This window comes from Pseudomonas helleri (genome assembly GCF_009600315.1).
Lineage (GTDB): Bacteria > Pseudomonadota > Gammaproteobacteria > Pseudomonadales > Pseudomonadaceae > Aquipseudomonas > Aquipseudomonas helleri_A.
In genome coordinates, this window is the sequence record NZ_WIWC01000018.1 from 54,874 (window position 1) to 71,362 (window position 16,489).

The 16,489-nt window shown below is 56.4% G+C and carries 18 protein-coding genes and 1 tRNA gene; 9 read left to right on the plus strand and 10 right to left on the minus strand.

The features are described from left to right. Positions 1–210: 210 nt before the first annotated feature. The 9 genes from GHN86_RS12850 to GHN86_RS12890 all read left to right on the plus strand — a co-directional run bounded on the left by GHN86_RS12850 (position 211) and on the right by GHN86_RS12890 (position 9,521). Entirely contained in the window at positions 211–1,035 is an 825-nt protein-coding gene (locus GHN86_RS12850; RefSeq protein WP_153378673.1) for a sugar phosphate isomerase/epimerase family protein, read from the plus strand. 295 nt (positions 1,036–1,330) lie between these two features. Next, complete coding sequence (locus GHN86_RS12855) at positions 1,331–1,957, plus strand: hypothetical protein (RefSeq protein WP_153378675.1); 627 nt, start codon at positions 1,331–1,333, stop codon at positions 1,955–1,957. A 71-nt stretch (positions 1,958–2,028) separates the two neighbouring features. Next, positions 2,029–2,745: a response regulator transcription factor gene (locus GHN86_RS12860; RefSeq protein WP_153378676.1), complete on the plus strand. Its 717-nt coding sequence runs from the start codon at positions 2,029–2,031 to the stop codon at positions 2,743–2,745. After that, positions 2,742–4,085, plus strand: a complete 1,344-nt coding sequence (locus tag GHN86_RS12865; protein WP_153378678.1) for a histidine kinase sensor domain-containing protein — start codon at positions 2,742–2,744, stop codon at positions 4,083–4,085. The genes GHN86_RS12860 and GHN86_RS12865 overlap by 4 nt, the downstream gene beginning before the upstream one ends. Positions 4,086–4,214: 129 nt before the next feature. Beyond that, positions 4,215–6,449 carry a TonB-dependent siderophore receptor gene (locus GHN86_RS12870; RefSeq protein ID WP_153386688.1) on the plus strand — a complete coding sequence of 745 codons (2,235 nt, stop codon included), beginning with the start codon at positions 4,215–4,217 and terminating at the stop codon, positions 6,447–6,449. 122 nt (positions 6,450–6,571) lie between these two features. Next, the gene (locus GHN86_RS12875) at positions 6,572–6,859 is read left to right on the plus strand and encodes a DUF3649 domain-containing protein (RefSeq protein ID WP_153378681.1); all 288 of its coding nucleotides are present in this window, start codon (positions 6,572–6,574) and stop codon (positions 6,857–6,859) included. After that, positions 6,856–8,523: a PepSY-associated TM helix domain-containing protein gene (locus GHN86_RS12880; RefSeq protein ID WP_153386690.1), complete on the plus strand. Its 1,668-nt coding sequence runs from the start codon at positions 6,856–6,858 to the stop codon at positions 8,521–8,523. Before GHN86_RS12875 ends, GHN86_RS12880 begins: the two co-directional genes overlap by 4 nt. A 1-nt stretch (position 8,524) precedes the next feature. Next, positions 8,525–8,848, plus strand: a complete 324-nt coding sequence (locus GHN86_RS12885) for a DUF3325 domain-containing protein (protein ID WP_153378684.1) — start codon at positions 8,525–8,527, stop codon at positions 8,846–8,848. An 88-nt stretch (positions 8,849–8,936) separates the two neighbouring features. Beyond that, on the plus strand, positions 8,937–9,521 hold the full coding sequence (locus tag GHN86_RS12890; RefSeq protein WP_153378686.1) for a hypothetical protein: 585 nt from the start codon (positions 8,937–8,939) through the stop codon (positions 9,519–9,521). A 96-nt stretch (positions 9,522–9,617) separates the two neighbouring features. Here the strand turns inward: GHN86_RS12890 and GHN86_RS12895 are convergent, their stop codons facing one another. The 10 genes from GHN86_RS12895 to tolB all read right to left on the minus strand — a co-directional run bounded on the left by GHN86_RS12895 (position 9,618) and on the right by tolB (position 16,480). Continuing rightward, a complete protein-coding gene (locus GHN86_RS12895; protein ID WP_153378688.1) occupies positions 9,618–10,280 on the minus strand; it encodes a DUF2931 family protein in 663 nt (220 codons plus the stop codon). 5 nt (positions 10,281–10,285) lie between these two features. Next, complete coding sequence (locus GHN86_RS12900) at positions 10,286–11,062, minus strand: hypothetical protein (protein ID WP_323369266.1); 777 nt, start codon at positions 11,060–11,062, stop codon at positions 10,286–10,288. Beyond that, on the minus strand, positions 11,062–11,301 hold the full coding sequence (locus GHN86_RS12905; RefSeq protein WP_153378692.1) for a hypothetical protein: 240 nt from the start codon (positions 11,299–11,301) through the stop codon (positions 11,062–11,064). Before GHN86_RS12905 ends, GHN86_RS12900 begins: the two co-directional genes overlap by 1 nt. A 5-nt stretch (positions 11,302–11,306) precedes the next feature. After that, positions 11,307–11,891, minus strand: a complete 585-nt coding sequence (locus GHN86_RS12910) for a hypothetical protein (RefSeq protein ID WP_153386692.1) — start codon at positions 11,889–11,891, stop codon at positions 11,307–11,309. Between the two features lie 302 nt (positions 11,892–12,193). Beyond that, a tRNA-Lys gene (locus tag GHN86_RS12915) sits at positions 12,194–12,269 on the minus strand. A gap of 74 nt (positions 12,270–12,343) precedes the next feature. Continuing rightward, positions 12,344–13,036: a 7-cyano-7-deazaguanine synthase QueC gene (gene queC, locus GHN86_RS12920; RefSeq protein WP_153378694.1), complete on the minus strand. Its 693-nt coding sequence runs from the start codon at positions 13,034–13,036 to the stop codon at positions 12,344–12,346. A 1-nt stretch (position 13,037) separates the two neighbouring features. Beyond that, positions 13,038–13,685, minus strand: a complete 648-nt coding sequence (gene queE, locus GHN86_RS12925; RefSeq protein ID WP_153378695.1) for a 7-carboxy-7-deazaguanine synthase QueE — start codon at positions 13,683–13,685, stop codon at positions 13,038–13,040. Between the two features lie 163 nt (positions 13,686–13,848). Next, the gene (gene ybgF / locus GHN86_RS12930; protein ID WP_153378696.1) at positions 13,849–14,667 is read right to left on the minus strand and encodes a tol-pal system protein YbgF; all 819 of its coding nucleotides are present in this window, start codon (positions 14,665–14,667) and stop codon (positions 13,849–13,851) included. A 6-nt stretch (positions 14,668–14,673) separates the two neighbouring features. Further along, positions 14,674–15,174 carry a peptidoglycan-associated lipoprotein Pal gene (gene pal, locus GHN86_RS12935; RefSeq protein WP_003441254.1) on the minus strand — a complete coding sequence of 167 codons (501 nt, stop codon included), beginning with the start codon at positions 15,172–15,174 and terminating at the stop codon, positions 14,674–14,676. A gap of 55 nt (positions 15,175–15,229) precedes the next feature. Beyond that, positions 15,230–16,480, minus strand: a complete 1,251-nt coding sequence (gene tolB / locus GHN86_RS12940) for a Tol-Pal system beta propeller repeat protein TolB (protein WP_194286211.1) — start codon at positions 16,478–16,480, stop codon at positions 15,230–15,232. Positions 16,481–16,489 lie beyond the last annotated feature (9 nt).

Below are 16,489 nucleotides of genomic sequence, written 5' to 3' on the forward strand. Positions count from 1 at the left end.
TGCCAGACGTAGAAAGGTCAACCGTAAAACAGGGCTTGTGTGCGATTAACGAACACAAGCCGCTACCGAAATAATCATTCATGCGGGGCAAACTTTTTTTCTTGATTTGAAACTGGAACTCAGTTCTAACTAAAAAGAGACAGCTGACCAAATCGTCGTCTTTCAAGTTAGGGCGCGTGTCTTTTTAGAATTAGAAAACGAGAGTCGACCATGAGCGATCAGATATTTTCCCTTGCCGCCTTGACCGTGCTGGAGCTATCGCCCCCAGACATGGTCGAGGTTGCTGCCCGCGCCGGATACAGCCACCTCGGTTTGCGGCTGGAACCGGCAACAGCCCAGGAACATCACTTTCCTCTGATGACAGATGCCCAGTTGCGGCGTCAAACGCACCAACGCCTGAAGGAAACCGGCATCAAGGTGCTGGATATAGAGATTCTGCGATTGAAGCCGGAAACCTGCGTGCAGGATTTCCTTGCCTATCTGGAGGTCGGTGCCGAGTTTGGTGCGACTGAATTGCTGATAGCGGGCAACGATCCGCACGAATCTCGCCTCGCAGACAACTTCGCTGCCCTGTGCGAGATGGCAGCGCCGTTTGGCCTACACCCACATCTGGAATTCATGCCTTGGACAGACGTGCGCGATCTGTCGCAAGCATGGCGCATTGTGCAGAGTGCTGCACATCCCAACGGGAGTGTCTTGATTGACGCTTTTCACTTCAATCGGTCTGCCTCATCACTTGAGGAACTGGCAGCTGCGACTTCCCGTGCGCCGCAACGATTTCGCTACGCTCAACTGTGCGACGTGGCGGGTCCGCGCCCGGAAGATATGGATGAAATCCTGCGTCAGGCTCGCCATGAACGGAGATTTCCAGGAGATGGCGATTGTGACCTGCGCGGGCTGTTAAACGCGCTGCCCGCCGGTATCCCGCTCAGCTTGGAAATCCCCACACAGCAATTGCTGGAGCAGGGAGTCAGTGCATTAGACCGGGCAACATGGGCGCTGGAAAAGGCCCGCCAAGTATTAAAAAGCCGCTAACAGGCAGCGGTGAGGTGGTGCTCTGTGGTTAATGACGGGACAGGCGCGGGGAAGAACAGCACCACCGTACCCAGCTACAAAAGGACAAAAGCCGCCACAGGCGCAGCCGATACGCGCGCAGACGGCAGGGAGAGAGAACGACTGATGAGAAATCCCGGTTCATTTGATCGGGGTAAATTCGAGGGCGCCGAGTATACGCAGAGGTGGCTCTGCATGGGCTCAAAACCTTAAAGAATGACCTGTGCAGGCCGATAGCCATTACCGAATAATACCCACTACTCACAGGAAGATTCGGATGGCCACCGCAAAGGAAAAGCAAGACAACGCACGCGCGATATGTTTGCTGGTTGGATTCGTTGTATTCATACCCTTGATGATCTTTTCATTTATCCGCTATCAAACCTTCAAAACCACCTACACCGAGAACGAATACTCACAACGCATTTTTGATATTGGCAACCTGGCCCCGGCCTTCATCACCGCCGGATCGTTTTTATTGTTCGCCTATATCGTGTGTGCTTATTCATTCGGCTCACCCATCGGTTACGTGCTCGGACCTATTGCCTTGATCGGCACCGGACTGATCTGCGTAAAAATCGCCCAGTCCATCGCCGCCACCTATTTCGGCGTCTTCGTTGACCCCTTCAACAACCGCGTACTGTTGCCCAAAGACATGGCCAACTACTCAATCACTGATTACTTCAACCTGAAGTTCATCACTGACTTGGGCACGATGGAACAAGTGCCGCTGGATCAGATCAGAAAAATCACGCGACAAGGCGGCAAGAAGCTGTTTATCCACGGCAAGTTCGGCTCGCGCGGCATGACCTTTTCCAACAAGCAAAAACGCGACGAATGTATTTCGGCTATTGAAGATGCGGCCCGAGTGTCCGCTTCGCTGGAGTTTGAGGACGCGGCTTAAGGGGATGGGAATGTGCGACTTTTTTTGTCAGAATCGCACAATACAATCATTCTCATTCGCAGGTTTACCTCATGCACTATGCCTCTCCCTCTCATGTGCCCACGCGAATTCTGGCCATTGAGGATGATCCGGTGCTGGCCGCCGATCTTGATAGTCACTTGGGCCAGAGGGGGTTTGCCGTCACGTTGCGTCACGATGCCAATGAGATTCTGCATCTGGTCGGCACCGAGGCGTTCGATTTGATCCTGATGGACATCATGTTGCCTGGCAGCAGTGGTCTGGAGGTGCTCGCTCAAGTGCGCCAGTGCCAGCGTGTACCGGTCATCCTGATGTCGGCACTGGGTGCCGAGCAGGACCGGATAACAGGTTTCAGTCAGGGCGCGGACGATTACTTGCCCAAGCCGTTCAGCATGCAAGAGATGGATGTGCGCATTGATGCCATTCTGCGGCGCGTGGCCTACGAGCATGAGGCCCAGGTAAAAGTGGGCAGCGATCCGCAGTTGGAGCTTGATCAGCAGGCCATGGATGTTTGCTGCAACGGCCGCTGGGCCGAGCTGACCAGCACCGAATTCCGGGTACTGGAAATTCTCATGCAGCACCCCGGCGAGGTGTTGAGCAAAGCCTTTCTGTACCAACAGGTCATGCATCGGGCGCACTCACAACATGACCGCAGCCTGGACATGCATGTCAGCCGGGTTCGCCGCAAATTGCAGGCCATCGGTTACAGCGCCGGGCGGGTCGAGACCATACGCGGCATGGGGTATGTGCTGGCACCGTTGCAGTCATGACGCTGCCGAATCGGCACTCGCTGCTGTGGCAACTGGTCGGCGTACTCGCGCTCTTGTGCATGCTGGTGATCAGCTTGCAAGCCGACCTGAGCAAGCGACTCAAGGACGCCACGGCCCTGCTCTCCGAGCCGGCCAAGCAAAGCCATACCGCTTACGCAAGGCAAGCCGAAACGGCGTGGCGGGAACGTGGTAAACAAGGCGTTGACGAGTTCCTGCACAGCTTGCGCAAACATGAACGGGTGTGGGCCGCCGTCGTCGATGAGCACCAGCAATCCTTGTCTTCACAGCCTCTGGATGACCATGAGCGGCGTAAACTCGACTTCGTCCGTCCGCTTCACTGGACCGTAGGACGGCCAAACGGCTGGCCAACGTTCTATGTGCCTTTCAGCGACGACAAAGCGCGTCTGGTGATGGAGCTGCCGCATCGTTTCAACCCGCGCGAGCACTTGCGACTGTGGGAGGTGTTGCTGCAATGGGTGCTGCCAGCGGGTTTGGCGCTGCTGCTCGGCTTGCTGCTTTACCGTGTATTGATCGCCCCCGTAGTAACCCTGCGCCGCCAGGCGGCAGCATTGAGTTCGGGCAATCTGTCGGCCCGCGCAGGGCCGCAGGTGGCTCGGCGGCGCGACGAACTGGGCGATTTAGGGCGAACCTTTGATCATATGGCTGAGCGACTGGAAAACACCCTGGCGCTGCAACGCCGGCTGATGCGTGATTTATCCCATGAGTTGCGCACGCCATTGAGTCGACTGCGCGTGACGGGTGAACGTGAACCAAACATGGATGCCATGCGCCAGCGCCTCGAACGTGAGGTACAGAGCATGGACCGATTGATCGGCGATACGCTGGAGCTGGTGTGGCTGGACACCGAGCGCCCCGCCCTGGCGCTGGAGCCGGTAGAGCTGGACCAGCTATGGGACGTGTTAAGTGGCGACGCCAGCTTCGAGAGCGGTTGGCCGATCGAACGTCTGCGCTGTGATCTGCCCCCTGACTGTCGCGTCATGGGCAACTTGAACAGCTTGGCTCAGGCGCTGGAAAACATCTTGCGCAACGCCATCCGCCATTCGCCGCAACACGGCGCAGTCACATTCACCGGGGTCAGCAAGGGCGCATATTGGTACGTGTGGATTGAAGATCAGGGACCCGGCGTCGCCCCCGACAAACTCGAACAGATTTTTCAGCCCTTCACCCGACTCAACGCCGCACGCCCCGGCGGCAGTGGCTTCGGCCTCGGTTTATCAATTGCGCGCAGCGTCGTGCAACTGCAAGGCGGCGAAATCTGGGCAGAAAACACTGACAGCGGATTGCGCATAAATCTGAAATTACAAATGTATAAAATGTAAATAAGATTTACTCACGTTTGCGAATCACTTCTATTAGCGCCGCCCATGGAGATTCAGGCTTTACCGAGCCCCTGCTGACAGGATGCTCAGACACTTCATTGGGCTCATCCACTAACAGGAGTGTTGTCGATGTACCCGCGATTTAAGCTCAATCATCTAGTCCTCGCCTTGATGGCCTGCTCGCCCGGCGCTGCGCTGGCCGAAACCGAAGTGCTGGCGTCGCCGGCGTCAGACAATGTGTTGCAACTCGATGATACCCATGTCGTGGCCACTGCCGCGCAAGAGCTCAAACAAGCCCCCGGGGCATCGATCATTACTGCCGAAGACATCAAGAAACGCCCGCCCGTCAATGACCTGTCCGACATCATCCGCAAAATGCCAGGGGTCAACCTGAGCGGCAACAGCGCCAGCGGTACACGCGGCAATAACCGCCAGATCGACCTGCGCGGCATGGGCCCGGAGAACACCCTGATCCTGATCGACGGCAAGCCCGTGACCTCACGCAACGCCGTGCGTTACACCCGTTCCGGCGAGCGCGATACCCGTGGCGACAGCAATTGGGTGCCCGCCGACGAAGTCGAGAGCATCGAGGTGCTGCGAGGCCCGGCGGCCGCACGGTACGGCTCCGGCTCGATGGGCGGCGTGGTGAATATCATCACCAAGCGCCCGACCCAGGAACTCAGCGGTTCGCTCTCGGCGTACACCAACCTGCCCGAGGACGATGCCGAAGGCATGACCAAACGCACCACGTTCAGCCTCTCCGGCGCGCTCACCGAAGCGCTGGCATTTCGTGTCTACGGCAACCTGAACAAGACTGACGCCGACGACTCCGACATCAATCTGGCGCACACCGACACCGCCTCCGGCTCTGCATTGGGTGCTGGCCGCGAAGGCGTGCGCAATAAAGACATCAACGCGTTATTGAGCTGGGCGCTGGATGATCAACAGACCCTCGATTTCGAGACCGGTTTTAGCCGACAAGGCAACATTTACACCGGGGATGTCGGCACTGGGGGAACAGATTCACAGACGCCCGGCAGTACGATCAACCAATGGCTGGGTCGAGAAACCAACACGATGTACCGGCAGAATTTTTCGGTTACCCATCGGGGTGACTGGGCGTTCGGTACGTCACGGGTATTGGCGCAATACGAAAAAACCCGCAACAACCGATTGCTGGAAGGGCAAACCGGTGCGGTCGATGGCGACATCAGCACCAACGCCGACAAGAGCACCAGTACCTACGACAGCTACCTCGTTCAGGGCGAGCTGAACATTCCCCTGCAAGTGCTGCTGCCCCAAACGTTGACCCTCGGTGCGGAATGGAATCGCCAGGAGCTGGACGACCCGAGCACGTTCGACCGCGCCGTCGGCACCACGTTACCCAACTCGGCGCTGGGCGCACGCTCGTCCTATATGGACGCGACGATCATGGCGCTGTTCATGGAAGACAATATCGAGTTGAGCCCCACGTGGTTCCTGACGCCCGGACTGCGCCTGGACCATCATGATCAGTTCGGCGCCAACTGGAGCCCGAGCCTGAACAGTTCCTACATGTTGACCGACGACATCACGCTGAAGGGCGGCATTGCCCGCGCCTTCAAGGCGCCGAATTTGTACCAGTTGAACCCCAACTACCTGTATCGCAGTAACGGCAACGGGTGTGCGCCCACGCTGTTCAGCACGGGTTGCTATGTGTTGGGCAATAAAAACCTCGAGCCCGAGATCAGCATAAACAAAGAGCTGGGCATCAGTTTTGCCCGGGATGGATGGAGCGCCGGGATCACCTACTTCCGTAATGACTACGACAACAAAATCGTGGCTTCCAACGATTTGGTCGACAAGACGCTGGCCAACGAGGCCATCCTGCAATGGGATAACGCCAAGGATGCCGTGGTCAAGGGATGGGAAGGAAACGTCGGCATTCCATTGCTCGGCGAGCATGGCAACACGCTGAGCTGGAACACCAACTTCACCTATATGCAGTCCAACAAGGACGGCGACGGTAACCCGCTGTCGGTGGTGCCCAAGTACACGGTGAACTCCATGCTCGACTGGCAGGCCACCCAAGCGCTTGCCTTGAGCCTGACCGCAACCTATTACGGCAAACAAGAACCACGGGTATTCAACCCTACACGTGATGTAGCCGTCACCGCCTTGAACGAGTTGCAAACCCTTGCGCCGTACCATATCTGGGGCGTCGGCGGGACGTATGAGGTGAACAAGAACCTGTCGCTCGGTGCCGGCATCAACAACCTGTTCGACAAGCGCGTATACCGCGAGGGCTCGGGCACCACAGCCGGGGCCAGTACTTACAACGAGCCGGGGCGCGCGTTCTATGCGTCCATCACCACCTCGTTCTGATCGCAGCGCTCACCGCTACGGTTGATCGCCCACCCCAAACTCAGCCACTGACCCGGCTGAGTTTTAGCGTATTGCCCTATAAAAACACCCGGTGTCGTACCGGGAACTGATGAGCATGTCAGATGAAAAAACTTCCCCCTTACGGACCAACCGTGTCGCGTATCGTTGCGGCGCTGTTCGGCGGCTACCTGTTCACATACGCCTTCACTGCAGCACTTGCGCGCGTGCTGCCGATGAATAAAGTCGATGCGCTGGTGACGGCCAGTCTGGTGTCATTTGCGGTCTACAGCCTGGCGATTCTTTGGGCATTTGCCTGCCGCAGTGCCCGCCGCGCATGGGCCGGGCTAAGCCTGGCTGTGCCCTTGGCGGCGATTGGTTTCTGGCCGCAGTGGATGGAGATACCGGGATGAAAACCAAAACCATCACCCAGTCCCTTGCCTGGCTGCACACGTGGGGCGGGCTGATTTTCGGCTGGATCCTGTTCGCAATTTTCCTCACCGGCACCCTCGCGGTGTTTGATAAGGAAATTGATAGCTGGATGCGGCCGGAAATACCGGCCCACACGCTCACGCCAAGCGAAGCCGCACAACGCGCACTCGACTATCTGCATGCGCAGCAGCCGAATGCCAGCAGCTGGAACATCGGCCTGCCCACCGAGCGCTCACCTGGGCTGACCGTCTCCAGCGGTGAGCAGCGGCGTGGCGGTGGCGTGAACCTGGACCCGGAAAGCGGCGTCCCGCTCGACGTTCGCGAGACAGCGGGCGGCGGGTTCTTTTTTCGCTTCCATTTCACCCTCGACCTGCCGCGCAATATTGGCATCTGGGTGGTCGGACTGGCCGCTATGGGCATGCTCGTCGCGCTTATCAGCGGGATTGTCATTCACAAAAAATTCTTCAAGGACTTTTTCACCTTCCGCCCGGCCAAGGGGCAACGCTCCTGGCTGGATGCGCATAACGCCACCGGGGTGCTGGTGCTGCCTTTCCATCGGATGATTACCTATACCGGCCTGGTGATTTTTTACCTGATCTACATGCCGGGGGCGATGGATGCACTCTTCGATGGCGACCGTGACGCGGCCAGTCGAGCGTTGCGCGGGGCGCCGAGCGAACAGCACGGCGAGGCACGACCACCTGCCGTTGGCGGGCAACCAAAAGAGCAACAGCCACGCGCCGGTGCCGAGCACATTCACGCGCCTGGCAATCAAGGCATCGCCACCGCGGGTGAGCGCCGTGATGGATCGGCGCCGGGGCGTGGCGAAACTCGTCGCCCTGCCTCAGAGACCATACCGCTGACCGCGATTGGACCTTTATTGGCCGAAGCAGAGCGGGTCATGGGACCCGTATCCGGGCTGTCGATTAAAAATCCCGGCCGCAGTGATGCTCGGATTGAAGCGCGCCCCTTGCTGGGCAACCGCATCGAGTTGAGCAAAGGCGTCAGCATGGTATTCGACGGCGTCACGGGAAAAGTCTTACGGCTGCCGCCAGAAAGCCGACCGAGCCTGCTGACCCAGAAAGTCATGTCGGGTTTGCACTTCGCTCAGTTCGGCGGCTATCCCATGCGCTGGTTGTACTTCCTCTGTGGCCTGGCCAGTTGCGCCATGCTGGCCACCGGCGTGGTGCTGTTTACCGTCAAGCGCCGCCGCCGTCACGATAACGAAGGGGTGATCGGTGCGATGCTGTATCACGCCGCCGAACGCATCAACGTAGCGGTCGTGGCCGGGCTGGCGATGGCGTCTATCGCGCTGCTGTGGGCCAACCGGCTGCTGCCGTTGCAATGGGCCACGCGTGACCAATGGGAAGTGCGGGTTTTCTTTCTGGTGTGGCTCGCCAGTCTGGGCCATGCCATCGTCAGGCCCAGACTCGCTGCATGGCGCGAACAGTTGGGCCTCGCGGCCCTGATGTGTTTGAGCTTGCCCCTGCTGAACCTGATCTTTGTCAATCGAGGGGACGGGCTCTACCTGGAACTTACCCTCGTAGTGATAGGCGCATTGCTGGCCTGGGCAGCCTGGCAGACAGGGCAACCGGCCAGACAACCGATACCGCGTAAATCCTCTAAAACCCTGGAGCAGCATTGAGATGAACCTTGCCTTGATCGCGGGTATGTTGCTGGCCTGTAGCGGCATGCTGGGTTTGTGCCTGGGGCTGGAACGGTATTACAAACAGCTCAGGCAACCCACGCCTGCCCCTGTCGTCCTGCGAACATTACGCGGCACGGGCTGGGTTGCCCTGCTGGCCAGCTTGGCCTGTTGTATTCAAGCCTGGGGCGGGCCCATGGGCGCGGTTGCCTGGCTCGGCAACCTCTCCCTCGCGGCGCTCACGGTAGCGTTGCTACTGCCATACGCGTCGCGGCTGCGCAGAGTGCCTGAGCCAGAGGGGACTGACGTGAGGCAAACAACCTGAGAGACGCTTGGGTGGGGGTTGCCTTGAAGGCCGGGACAACTCAGATTACGCAACAGGATGTAACTTCTGACTTTCCAAGGTGGAATAGATGTTGAACAAAGCCCTGAAACGCAACACCCTCCTCACCCTTCTCTCTGCCGTTTTGGCCCCTGTGGTCATGGCTGCCACACCTGAAATGCCCGAGGGCATGACGGTCAAACAGCTCATGCCGAGCGAGCCGTTCCCAACGACGTACCCCGGGTTTGAAAGTCAGAAAAACAAGTTTCCGGCGCAACTTCAAGGCAGCGGCGAGTTCGAGGTGACTCGCGTGGCAAGCGTCTGCGCCGACCCAGACAACCCGATCAACTTCGCGATGGAGGCCGAGCACTTTATCCGCATGGGAAACAAGCCGGTGGCCGACGTCCTGGAAAAACGCAACATCGATTGGGAGATGTGTGACGCCTCGGTGGTGGGCCAGAAACTCAAGGTAGTTCGCTTGCAGCTGTTGGGCATGGGCTGCGGCTTTCCCTTTGTGGGCCAGCAAAACATTCCTGTCGACCAGATCAGCCAACATGCCTGCTTCTACGTACCCGTGGTTGAATTCAACGGCAAGGAGCAACTGATGGCCAGCGATGCGCTGAAAGGTTTCGAGGGGTTTGCCGTAGAGCGTTTGAGTGCTTACTTGAACCCGTAAATGCCTGTATGCCACCCGCTTGATGCCTCGCTTCCCCTTACCTGCGCCGGAAGCGGGGATACCTGTGTGCGAATTCAGCAGACGGCCTATTGAGCACTACCAACTTCCATAGGGAATGCCCCAGCGCTCGACGTAACGTTTGGAGTTTTCATCGATGGGGTGAGCGTAACGACCCTGATTACGACCTTGATACGGCCCTAATGGCTCCACTTGAGCCTGATCCTGATCGACCAAAACATAGTTATAACAATTATCCTGCACCCACACCCGAATCACCCCGCCTGGCGCCAAGCCTAAAGTAAGTGATGCATAATAACTGGCTTGCTGCTCAGGCCATTTCGGGCATCGGCGGGCTGTAGACCCGCGCATGATGCTGCGAGCGTTTTCAGAAATACTGACCCAACCGCTGTACGTAATTTGTTCAATGATGGACTGCCATCGTACGTAAACACGTTTGGGTAGATCAGCTCCGGTCATGGTGTAGACATTACCTATGTTTGGGCGCCAACCCCGTGCGTATTCCTTATCCAGCCCAAGATTATTGGAACCTAGTCCGCCACCACTCGGCCCCCTGATTAGTTGCCCTTTGATGTCCTCCACGACGATTTGCTCAATCCAGCCTTGCATGAAAGACGGCCCTCTAAAGTCAATGCTCCAGGTATCGCTTTTAGGATCGCCCGCCCCGGACAGCGGGTCGTTTTTGCAGGCAGACATCAGTAATAGGCTCAACAGTAAAAACCCTGTTTTAAGTCGTTTCATAATGCTCACCTGGTTCGCACATGGGGATGGCGAACGCGAATTCCGTTCTCCATGGGGGAGTTGATATAAAGCAGCGTGATGACCTTGCCGCTGGCCTTGGCCAAGGGATGGTTCCAATGGGCAGAAGTGTGGATATAGCGGCGTCGCAACAGACTTTCTTCTGCAGGGGTAAGGGTGTAATCCCCCGCGACAAACCTGTCGCACAGCGGCTCAAGCTCCTCGGATATCTGAAATTCAGGTTTATCATCAATATCTTCAAACGGTACATTCTTGGCCTTGGCCAGTGCATGCATTACCCGGCAATAAACCCGTGACAATTCGCCTCTCACTTCCCTTTTGATTTGCAGGCCCGCATAGACCCTTTTTCGTGGCGGGGCCATACGATCCTCACTGTCGGGAGGAAGTCGCTCTGCATTGGGTGTCACTATATGCAGCGCATCATCAGGCCAGCCCTCGGCGATCCAGCATGCTTTAGCTTCCAGGGCATCACGATAAATCGATGTATCGGTGACGTCCTGATCCAGCGCCACCTCCAGCGATTGCAGGGGCGTGACCATCAGCTCTTCTTGCAACAGTGCTCGATAGCCCCCGCCGATGTCCGAGTGCACGCCCGGCAAGGTTATTTCCAGATGGTCGGGGCCGACCTCACTTAATGCGAAGTTGAAGCGCTTTTCATCACGGGCGACCAATTGCACCACGTTGCCTATTCTGTTCGGCCTTAAGTACAGTTGAAGGAGGGGGATATGCTGGCTGCTTAAATTACCCAGATTGTCCCACCCCACTATTGAAGCAACAGTATCAAACAGGCCGACAAAACCCAGATGAACATCGGTATAAGGCGCAAACCAGCACTGAACTTAAGCTGGGAACGGTCCATCAGTTCACGCCAATAACCCTGATAACCACTGGTGACTTCGTTAACAAAGTGGCGCGCAGCGGCTGCACCCCGGCTAAAACCAAACACATCAAAGGTCACGGCGCTGATCTCGGCGTCCAGATATAAACTGCGAAGTTCATGCATCCACCTCAAGAGATACTGAAACATCTTCCCGACTCGCTCCTCGACTCCGGTTTCGCCACGCCCCGTACCCGAACCGATCCACTGTCCTCCTCGCCGCGCACAGTGCCAATGCCGTCCATATAAAATCTGCGCTGAAGACTTCTGCTTTTACCGCTGCCCTTCAACTCTTTATCTGATTCATACAGGCCTGATAACAGGGCCACATTACTGAGTTCATTCCCGTAACTGCTCTCGGGATCAGCCATATACGCTTTGCAGCTACCGTCCAGATCTTCCGCCCGCACGGGGTGATGGGCCCCGCAGCGTTTGCCGTCAAAGGTGTTACTGGCGTTATTGCCCGTACCATCGAAGAACACACCAATGCGCAAGCGCAGATCGAACTTCTTGGCCTGCTCTTCGCGCTGTTTTTGTTCGTAATAGTCAAAACACTTTTGGTGGCTAGCCGCATCGGCCGCCGCAATAAGTTCGTAGTTGCGGTTTAAAGCCTCCAAATCAGCCAGCTCTTGGGCGTTCATGTCGTCGAGGTAGCGATAGCCTCCCTCCCCCCCTACATGGCGCCAAATTTTGCGCGGTGCGTTTTTATTAGGCATGCGAGTCCTTTAGCCGCTGTAAAAGGCTGAACTCTAAGTAAGTGAGGAGAAAACATATGTAGGAGTGGAATAACAGATTACGAAAGATGAAGACGGTTTTGGCGTAGGACATACCGCAGGCTGCGAACTGTTTACGCCACCTTGCGTGAGCTCATAGAACGCTTGCGTCTATCCTCTATAACCACTGCGTTCGTATAACTTAGTGATACCGAGGTACTGCCAATCCAATAGATCACCAAATCGCAGACGCAAAAAATCCGGTAAACCCTGAGGATTTGACCGGCTGTTTTGGTGTCGCGATATGGTGGGTCGTGTGGGATTCGAACCTACGACCAATTGGTTAAAAGCCAACTGCTCTACCAACTGAGCTAACGACCCGCTTCGTTGTGGGGCGTATAATACTGATTTTTAAGGATAATTCAACACTTTATTCGAATTGATTTCGAAAACCTTCAAAAGTAACGGGTAGGATCGGCAATCCCTGCTTCTGCAAAGCCTTGCGCGCGCAGCCGGCAGCTATCGCATTTACCGCATGCACGGCCCTGCGCGTCGGCCTGGTAGCAAGACACGGTCAATGAATAATCCACACCCAGCTTTGTACCTGCCTCGACGATCTGCCCCTTGCTCAGGTTTTGCAGCGGCGCCTGGATGCGAAAACCATTGCCTTCTACACCGGCCTTGGTCGCCAGATTCGCCATGACTTCGAACGCTTCTACAAACTCGGGACGGCAATCGGGATAACCCGAGTAATCCACGGCATTGACACCGATAAAGATATCTCGCGCTTGCAGCACTTCTGCCCAACCTAACGCCAGCGACAGAAACACGGTGTTGCGTGCTGGCACGTAAGTCACCGGAATGCCCTCGCCCAAGGTCTCGGGCACATCAATTGAGCTGTCTGTGAGCGCCGAGCCGCCAATACCGTCAAGATTGAGGCCTATCACTTTATGCTCAATGACGCCCAGGTCACGCGCAACGCGTGCAGCGGCCTCAAGCTCGGAGCGATGGCGCTGGCCATAGTCGAAGCTCATGGTGTAACAGCTGTAGCCTTCAGCGCGAGCCATGGCTACAACGGTCGCGGAATCGAGGCCGCCTGACAGCAGGATGACAGCACGTTTTTCAGTGTTTAGCGTTTGTTCAGTCATTTCAGCGCCCCGGCTCGTCATTCCAAAGATATTTGTGCAGCTGCATTTGCAAGCGCACGGGCAAGTTATCCGCCACGATCCAGTCAGCCAGATCGCTCGCTTGCAAATCATGGTGGCTCGGCGAAAACAGGACTTCACCCGCTCGGCGCTCAAGGCCGTATTCAATCAGCTTGGAAACCGCCCAGTCGTAGTCCTCGCGCGAACAAATCACGAATTTCACCTGATCATTTGCAGTCAGCAGGCCGATATTTTCGTAAAGATTGCGATGAGACTCTTTGGAGCCCGGCGTCTTGAGGTCGAGCACCCGGCTTACACGGGTATCGACAGCCGAGATATCCAGCGCACCGCTGGTCTCGATAGACACTTCATAGCCGGCGTCACAGAGCTGTTTGAGCAAAGGAATGGCATTAGGCTGGGCCAGAGGCTCGCCGCCTGTGACGCATACATAACGCGGGCGAAAATCGGCCACTTGCTCAAGAATGCTGTCGAGCATGCGGACTGTTCCGCCGCTGAACGCATACGCACTGTCGCAATATTGGCAGCGCAGAGGGCATCCCGTCAGGCGTACAAAAACGGTGGGCAGGCCAGCCGTTCGCGTTTCACCCTGCAAGGAGTAAAAAACTTCGGTAATTCTTAATGTGTCTTGCATATCCGCCACGGGCGTAACAGCTAAACAGGCTGTCCGCCTCCGTCAGGCACTCCAAAGAATCTGCCTGCGCAGGACTCAGAAGAGCGTATTTCATAAAAGGGCGTGGATTCTAACGAAAAAACCCGCGATAAGCGCGGGTTTCTCGATGAAAGCCAATTACAGGTTACATGCGCTGCAAGTCACGCTGCGCCAGCTGGGCCGCAGAAGTACCTGGGTACTGCGCTACAACTTGCTGCAAAATGCCTTTCACCTTATCGGTGTGACCAAGACGGCGCTCAACATCAGCCAGCTTGTAAAGGGAGTCAGGCACTTTGGCATGTTTGGGGTAAAGCTGGCTCACCTTGGCGAACGCTTGGCCAGCAGCTTGAAGATCGCCTTTGGCCAGATTCACTTCGCCCAACCAATACTGGGCATTGCCCGCGTACTGGCTATTGGGGTATTTGCGCAGAAAGGCTGTAAATGCCTGACTGGCCTTGTCGAAATCCTTGGCTTTGATCAAGTCGAAAGCAGCATCGTAATAGAGCTTTTCTTTCGCCGGATCGCCGGGTTCCGAACTGGCAGCGGCCTGAGGTGCAGGCGCAGCATTGTTGCCGGCGGCAGAAGCACCACCCGCAGAAGAATTATCAGGAGCGGCGGCAGGAGCAACGCCAGATCCAATGCGACGATCAAGTTCCTGGTATCGCTCCAGGTTTTCTTGTTTCATGCGCGAAACATCATTTTGCAGAACTTCGATCACACCTTGTTGGCGCGCAATCTGCTCCTGCATTTGTTGCAACTGGTTGAACAGCTCGCCCTGTGCCGAGACAGGGGCCGAAACCCCTCCCCCGGCATAGGCGCCGCTCGCACCGTAACCCGTTGACGGATAACTCCCCCCGCTATTGTTATAGCCAGAGTTGTCATCGACCACAGGAACCGCAGCCCATACCGCTAGCGGCATGAGGCTGAGAGTCAGAATAGTTACAGCACGGCGGCACGTTCGCATGACGAATTACTTACGCAGTTCGACGCGACGGTTTTGAGCCCACGACTGTTCGTCGTTGCCAGTAGCGATTGGACGCTCTTTACCGTAGGACACCAGCTCCAGTTGTGCTGGAGAAACGCCTTGCAGTACCAGGTAGCGTTGAACGGCTTTCGCACGACGCTCGCCCAGTGCCATGTTGTACTCACGAGTACCACGGGCGTCAGTGTTACCTTCCAGAACAACGCGAGCGCCGTTAGCTTTCAGGTCTTTAGCGTGAACATCCAGAGCGCGCATTGCTTCTGGTTTCAGGTCCGAAGAGTCGTATTCGAAGTAGAAAACAGTGATAGCGCGCAGAGCAGCTTCTTCGCTCAGGGAACCATCAACAGCGCCAGTGTTTGCGCCGTAACCAGCGTTTGGATCAACAGCAGCGCCTTCACCGGCATTGTCGCCGCCTTTGGACGAGCAACCTACAGCTACAGCCATGGCCAGTGCCAGCGCAGCGAATTTACCAAACTTCAGCATTTCCATCGTAAAACTCCTAATGAACCCCAAGTGTTATATGCAACGTACAGCTATCACCACGTCAGTTCAGGTAAGGGGACCAGGAAGGTTCTCTGACTTCGCCTTGAGCGGTAGGAAGAGGGAGCCTTACGCGTCCGTTAATAGACACGAGCATCAAGACTCCCCGGCCCTGATCACGGGTGGCGTAGATTACCATGGTGCCGTTGGGCGCAACAGTAGCTGACTCGTCAAGGTTGGTATTAGTTAGGATTTTTACACTTCCACGCTGCAAATCTTGTGCTGCAACTCGGAAATTAGTGAAACCATCCTGACGGTGGATCATTACCAGGGTCTTTTCGTCAGCCGAAAGCTTCGGACTGGCGTTGTAGTTACCAATAAAGGTCACGCGTTCGGCGTTACCGCTACCCACTGTAGTTTTGTAGATTTGCGGTTTACCGCCACGGTCAGAGGTGAAATAGATGGTATTGCCATCTTTACCCCAGAACGGTTCAGTATCAATAGCCGGGTTATTGGTGACTCGCGTCAGCCCACGGGAAGCCAGATCCATCACGTAAATCTCGGCATTACCGTCTTTGGACAATACAAATGCCAGTCGGGAACCATCCGGCGACCAGGCAGGCGCACCATTGAGGCCTTCGAAGTTGGTGATCTGCTCACGCTTACCGGTATCAATGTTTTGCATAAAGATGCGCGGACGCTTTTGCTCGAACGAGACATAAGCAATACGTTTGCCATCCGGCGCAAAACGCGGCGACAGAATTGGCTCACGCGATTGCAACAGCGTTACCGCACGCGCACCGTCGTAGTCCGAACGCTGCAAGGTATAACGGGTGTTAGTTGCACTGGAACGCTCAGCCGTTACATAGAGCAGACGGGTAGAGAAAGCCCCTTTAATACCGGTCAGTTTTTCAAACGACTGATCAGATATGTAGTGCGCCATGTCACGCAACTGCTCGGTGGTACCCGAAACACTGCCGGTCAATACCGGCTGCTCGGTCGCCACGTTGAACAAGGCATATTGCACCTGCAAACGGCCGCCCGCGGGCACAATATTACCGACCATGACGTACTGGGCACCCAGCGCTTTCCAATCACGGAAGATGACTTCACTGGCCTGCGTCGGCAAACCAATCATGTTCTGCTTTGGAATCGGCGCGTAATAACCCGAGTTACGCAGGTCATTACCAATGATTTCAGCCATGTCGTCAGGCAGAACGGTACCGCCCTGCCAGCCAAACGGCACTACTGCAATGGGGGTCGCCCGGTCGCTGCCACTGGTGACCAGAATGTTCTTTTCATCTGCCACTGCCATCCCTGCCAA